The following is a 5,711-nucleotide window of genomic DNA, read 5'->3' as shown; positions in this document are numbered from 1 at the left end:
GGGCCTCGGAACGGTCGTCCTCGAGATGCACTTTCTTCCCGACGTGGAGGTCGCCTGCGAGGCATGCAGAGGCAGGCGCTTTCGCGACGACGTGATCGAGGTCAACTACCGGGGCCGCAACATCCAGGCCCTGCTGGAGACGACGGCGGACGAGGCCTCGCGTCTCTTCCGCGACTTCGAGGAGATCGCGCGGAGGCTGCGGCCGTTGCAGGAGGTCGGGTTGGGCTACCTGCGCCTGGGGCAGCCGACGTCGACCCTCTCGGGGGGGGAGGCGCAGCGGCTGAAGCTCGCCTCGTTCCTCGCCGAGGGGGAGAGAAAGGGCAGACGGCTCGTGCTCTTCGATGAGCCGACGACGGGACTCCACGCGCGCGACATCGCGCGCTTGATCGCGGCGATGCGCGCCCTGATCGCCCGGGGCGACTCCGTCCTCGTCGTCGAGCATCATCTCGGCTTCCTCGCCCAGGCCGACTGGATCGTCGATCTCGGGCCGGGCGCCGGAGATGAGGGCGGCCGCGTGGTCTACCAGGGGCCCGCCGGAGAGCTCGCGCGCCGTCGCGACTCGATCACGGGACGAGCCCTCTCCGCCTACCTGAGAGGCTCGGGCCGCGCGCGTCGACAGGCGGGCGGAGCCTGCCTATAATCCGGCCATGCAACTGGAACAAGCGCCGCCTCCCGAGCAGAGCGCGTGGAAGAGATGGATCTTCCCCGCCGCGACGGCCGCCGCTCTCCTCATCGGACTCTATCGTGGGGTCCGGCTCTGGTGGGTGTGCGACGACGCCTTCATCACCTTTCGATACATCGACAACATGCTGGCCGGCCACGGCCTCGTCTACAACGTGGGAGAGCGAGTCGAGGGATACACGCATCTTCTCTGGCTCATGATCGTCGCCCTCTTTCGGTGGCTGGGCGGTGATCCCGTCGAGATCACCAAGTGGCTCGGCCTGCTGTCGTTCACGGGCACGCTCGGCCTCGCCGCATGGGTCTCCCACCGCCTATTCCGGGGCGCCGCGGCGATCCTCCCCCTGACCGCCCTGCTCCTCGCCCTCAACCACGACTTCGCCATCTGGGCCACCGGGGGCCTCGAGACCTCGATGTTCACCCTACTAGTCCTCGCGGCAACCGTCCTCCTGTCGATCTCGCGGGGATCAGGCCGCCGCTCGATCATCCTGGGCGGCCTTCTGCTGGGCCTCGCCATCCTGGCGCGCCCCGACGCGGCGATCCTCTACCCGGTCGCCGCTCTGTTCGTGGTCGGGCGCGCGCGCGCGGCGCGGCCCGAGCGGGGAGAAGGAAGAAAGGCGCTCCTGCTGCTCAGCCTTCCGTTCGCAGCGGTCCTCCTTCCGTGGCTCGTCTGGAAGATCGCCTACTACGGACAGATCTTGCCGAACACCTATTACGCGAAGCTCGGCGGATCGACATACTTGAGCCAGGGTTTCCGCTACGTCTGGCTCTACGCCGTCGCCTACCTCTCCTTCCTCCTCGCATTCCCCGCGATCGCCTACATGGCGGTCGCGATGCTGAGGGCCGCGCGGCGCGATCCGCAAGGGGGGCGCGACGCGGGCGGACGGCTGCGATCGATCCTCGAGGATCCGACCCAGGCCTTCTTCCTCCTCGCGGCGTCGTTCTTCCTCAGCTATCTCATTCTGTTCGTCATCCGCGTGGGCGGCGATTTCATGTACGCCCGCTTCCTGATCCCCCTCGTTCCGCTCGGCTACATGGTCACGGAGATCGCCCTCCGCCGGGCGATCGGCCCCCGCCGCAGGCTCCTGGCAGTGGCGCTCGTCGCTCTGCCCTTCCTCCTCTTCTACGAGAAGGAGCGGCGCAACGACATCTACTACGAAAAGAACGGAGAGCCCAGGTCGACGTTCGGACCGATGAGGATCACGGACGAGCATTGGTACTACACGCACGACTACTACGGCCGCAACCTGATCGACTGGTATCGCCGATGCGGCCGCCAGCTCTCCAAATACTTCAAGGGGCAGGATGTCCGGGTGCTGCTCGGCGGACAGGCGAGCCTCGGCTATTACGGGCGCTTCGCGGTCTGCATCGAGGCGGCCGGCCTGACCGATCCGTACATCGCCCGGCTGCCGGTCCGCAAGCGCGCCCGCCCCGGCCACGAGAAGGAGGCCCCGCCGGAGTATCTCGTCCGGCGCGGCGTGAACTTCATCTTCATGGTGCACGTGCTGGACCCGCACCAGGAGTTCCGAACCGCTCATTTCAGGATCGAGTCGAAGAAGATCCGGGCGCAGATGATCACCTACAACCGCGAGCTGATGCGGCACCTGAAGCGCACCTTCCCGGAGGATGTCGAGTTCGTCGACTTCGAGGAGTATCTGGACGAGTGGCTCGCCGCGCTGCCGGCGATGCCCCTTGAACGGGTTCGCGCCGACTACGCGACGTTCAAGGACTTCTACTTCCTCCACAACGAAGATCCGGAGCGCGAGCGGCCGATCCTGGCGCGGCTCGAGGCAGGATAACGCGCGCCTGTCCGCTTCCCATGTCCGTCCACGCTCGTCCAGACAGTGCCCCAGTTCCTTATCGCGCCCACCTGCCAGCATGAGGATTCCTCATGCCCCGCCCCGTGCGCCGTATGAGACGATCAGCCGGACGAGAAGCTCACCCAGTTCATGAATGACCATCGAAGCACCTGAAAGGGAGGATAGAGCCATGAGCGATAAGCAGTCGTGCGCCGGGAGGTTTGTCTGGTACGACCTCATGACGACGGACAAGGAAAAGTCGATCGACTTCTACACCAAGCTCCTCGGCTGGAAGGTCAAGGATGTCGAGATGGGCCCGGGAGCCAAGTACACCATGATCAATACCGGCTCCCGCGATATCGGCGGCATGGACGCGTTGGATCCGAGCCGCGGAATCCCGTCGCACTGGATCGCCTACGTCACCGTGGACGATGTGGACGCGGCGGTCGCGAAGACGAAGGAGCTGGGAGGGGACGTCAAGGTCCCGCCGACGCCGATCCCCAATGTCGGACGCTTCGCCGTGATCGCCGATCCGACGGGGGCGCACATCTGCCCGTTCAAGGGGGAGAGCGGCGGCGAGATGCCCGCGGAGGCCTGGCCCCCTCCGATCGGAACGGTCTGCTGGAACGAGCTCCTGACGACGAGCGTCCCCGCGGCGGCGAGCTTCTACGAGACCGTCTTCGGCTGGACGGCGACGGAGTCCGAGATGGGCTCGGGCGACCACAAGTACTGGCTGTTCAAGGCCGGCCAGGAGCAGCGCGCCGGCCTCATGAAGATGCCGAAGGACGCCCAGGCGCCCTCGCACTGGCTTCCCTATGTGGCGGTCGCCGATGTCGACGCCTGCATGCGGAAGGTGGCCGACCTCGGCGGGAGAGTCTGCGTCCCTCCGACAGACATCCCGAAGGTGGGCCGCTTCGCGGTCGCATTCGATCCGAACGGGGCGGTCATCGCCTTCCTACAGGCTGCGGTCTGAGCAACTACCGCGCGGGCCTCTTCTCGAGATCGAGGAGGGGCCCGTAGGCCTCGAGCGGCTCGCTCCGGTACCCCGTCAGATCGGGACCGATGCCGTCGAGCCGCGGCCTCCGGCCGATGAAGATCATCGGATCGAGCGTCCGGGCGCGCGCGTCCACGCGAACCCACGCGTCCGCGAGCGTGTCGGCGGCAGAGGAGCGCGCGAGCGAGACCAAGCTGTCGACACCAGGGTCGGAGAGGCCCGAGGCGTTCAAGGCGCCTCCTGTCCCCCAGACTTCCCCTAGATCCGCGTCCGCGGGCATCCTCCATGTCATGAGGGCCGCGTCGAAACGACGCTGATCGATGCTCGCCCGGCAGCCGCTCGCCGGCATGGGGAGCAGACGAACCGCGACACCGTGGCGCTCGAGCTCGAGCGCGATCTCGATGGCCATCCTCTCGTGGCGTCCGTTCGCCACGTCGTAGAGCAGCCCGAAGGGAGGCAGAGAGAGGAGAGTGTCCGCTGAGGCGGCGATCGTGTCGGCGGCGCCGGCCGCTTGTGTTGCGGCGCCCGTCTGCGGGACCGAGGCAAAACCCTCGCACGCCTCTCCCAGAAAGCCGGGCGCATCTCCCGCAGCCGCCCGTCGCAGCATCAGTCGATCCAGGCGCCGCGAGAGATCCTGCCGCAGATGGCGAGCGCCCCACAGTGGATGGTCCAGGTTCCACACGAGCGCCTCGATCTCCACGCTCCCCGCCCGCGCGATCCGAACGCCCGGGGCTTCGGTCCAGAGCCGCGCGACCGTCTCTGAGGGCAGATCGATGGCGCAGTCGGCAGCGCCAAACTCGAGTTGCGCCGCTCGGCTTTCGCCGGACGGGATGAACCGCAGCAGGATCGCCCGCGCGCGCGGAGTCCTCCCGGCCGGAGGGAACGGATGCCGCGCGAGGCGAAGATGCTCGCGCGGTTTCCACTCCTCCACGCGATAGGGCCCCGCCGCGCTGACGGGCCGCCCCGGCTCCCCCAGGAGGGGCTTGCGGTCCTTCACCTTTTCCCACTGGGCCATCGAGATCACAGGAAGGGCGGCGAGCCGCAGCGCGCGCTGGCTCGAGAGGGGGCGCTTGAATCGGAAGAGGACGGAGCCCTGGCCCGCCGGAGCCTCGATCGAGGCGATATCGGAGAGATGCCGCGGCCAGCCTCCTCCGAGGACCGGATCCCTGTAGAGGCCGTAGCTCCCGATCACGTCGTCGCTCGTGACGGCCGTCGTGTCCTCCCAGAGCCGATTCGAGGTCAGGAAGAAACGGATGGCCCGGCCGTCATCCTCGCCCTGCCAGGAAGTCGCGAGATCCCCTTCGAAGCGGATGCGCCCCAGCGAGTCGCCTTCCACCCGCACGAGGGAGGGCAGAATCCAGCTCCAGATCGCGGCGGAGGCTGGGCTCCGCGCGAAGGGAGGACAGAGTTGATCCGGCTCCTCGGCGACCGTGACGACCGGCACGGCTTCGCGCGAACCGGCGCGGGCGCGGTCCGTTCCATCTCCCGCGTCCCTCTGCGGGCGCCCGGAACAGGCCAGAAGAAGCAGAACGAAGAGGAGGCCAGGACATCCCCTCACGTCGCGGCTCCGTCGATCCGCTCCGCCGCCCCGCGGAGGGCGAGATGCCGCAACCAGTGATCCGCGAGGACGAGGGCCGCCATCGCCTCCACGATCGGCACGGCTCGCGGAAGGACGCATGGATCGTGGCGCCCTCCGGCGGCGATCATCTTCGGCCTTCCCCCGGCGTCCACGGTCTCTTGCTCCTTGCCGATGGTCGCGGGCGGCTTGAAGGCGACCCGCATCAGGAGCGACTCGCCGTTGCTGATCCCTCCCTGGATCCCTCCGCTCCGATTCGTCAGCGTGCGGAGCCTGCCGTCCACCATGCGATAGGGATCGTTGTGCCGCGAGCCGGGGATCCGCGCGGCGTCGAATCCCGAGCCGATCTCGAATCCCTTGGCCGCTGGGATGCTCAGCATCGCCCGCGCGAGATCCGCCTCGAGCTTGTCGAAGACAGGCTCCCCGAGCCCGGGAGGCACGTTGCGCGCGACGAGCCGCACCGCTCCCCCCAGCGAGTCGCCTTCCGCCCGCGCAGCGGAGATCCGCTCGGCCATCGCGACCGCGGCCTCGGGATGGGGGCAACGGGTCGGATGCGAATCGACCAGTTCCCTGGTCACCCGATCGGAGTCGACCTCCGCGACGATATCGGCGATCTGCGCCGCCCACGCGACGATCTCGATCCCGAGAGCGACCGCAAGCAGCT

At 68.0% G+C, this 5,711-nt stretch carries 5 protein-coding genes; 3 read left to right on the top strand and 2 right to left on the bottom strand.

Annotation, left to right across the window (positions count from 1 at the left end; all coding sequences use genetic code 11):
* The 3 genes from FJY88_11395 to FJY88_11385 form a co-directional block, all read left to right on the top strand.
* A partial coding sequence (locus tag FJY88_11395) for an ATP-binding cassette domain-containing protein (protein ID MBM3287936.1) occupies nt 1-640 on the top strand: 640 nt, incomplete at its 5' end.
* Nucleotides 641-647: 7 nt separating this feature from the next.
* Complete coding sequence (locus FJY88_11390; GenBank protein MBM3287935.1) at nt 648-2,477, top strand: hypothetical protein; 1,830 nt, start codon at nt 648-650, stop codon at nt 2,475-2,477.
* A gap of 154 nt (nt 2,478-2,631) precedes the next feature.
* Nucleotides 2,632-3,450, top strand: a complete 819-nt coding sequence (locus tag FJY88_11385) for a VOC family protein (protein ID MBM3287934.1) — start codon at nt 2,632-2,634, stop codon at nt 3,448-3,450.
* A 4-nt stretch (nt 3,451-3,454) separates the two neighbouring features.
* On the opposite strand, the gene FJY88_11380 is transcribed toward FJY88_11385, so the two are convergent.
* Together FJY88_11380 and aroC are read right to left on the bottom strand one after the other, a co-directional pair.
* Entirely contained in the window at nt 3,455-5,149 is a 1,695-nt protein-coding gene (locus tag FJY88_11380) for a hypothetical protein (GenBank protein ID MBM3287933.1), read from the bottom strand.
* A partial coding sequence (aroC, locus tag FJY88_11375; GenBank protein ID MBM3287932.1) for a chorismate synthase occupies nt 5,026-5,711 on the bottom strand: 686 nt, incomplete at its 5' end. The genes aroC and FJY88_11380, both read right to left, overlap by 124 nt.

It is taken from the genome of Candidatus Eisenbacteria bacterium, from assembly GCA_016867495.1.
GTDB lineage: Bacteria > Eisenbacteria > RBG-16-71-46 > CAIMUX01 > VGJL01 > VGJL01.
The sequence above is the reverse complement of the archived record's forward strand: the minus strand, read 5'-3'. Positions and strand labels throughout refer to the sequence as shown.

Excerpts from the sequence above, each read along its gene's own strand:
- FJY88_11390 (MBM3287935.1), top strand. The coding sequence starts at position 648 with ATGCAACTGGAACAAGCGCCGCCTCCCGAGCAGAGCGCGTGGAAGAGA.
- FJY88_11385 (MBM3287934.1), top strand. The coding sequence starts at position 2,632 with ATGACCATCGAAGCACCTGAAAGGGAGGATAGAGCCATGAGCGATAAG.
- FJY88_11380 (MBM3287933.1), bottom strand. The coding sequence starts at position 5,149 with ATGCGTCCTTCCGCGAGCCGTGCCGATCGTGGAGGCGATGGCGGCCCT.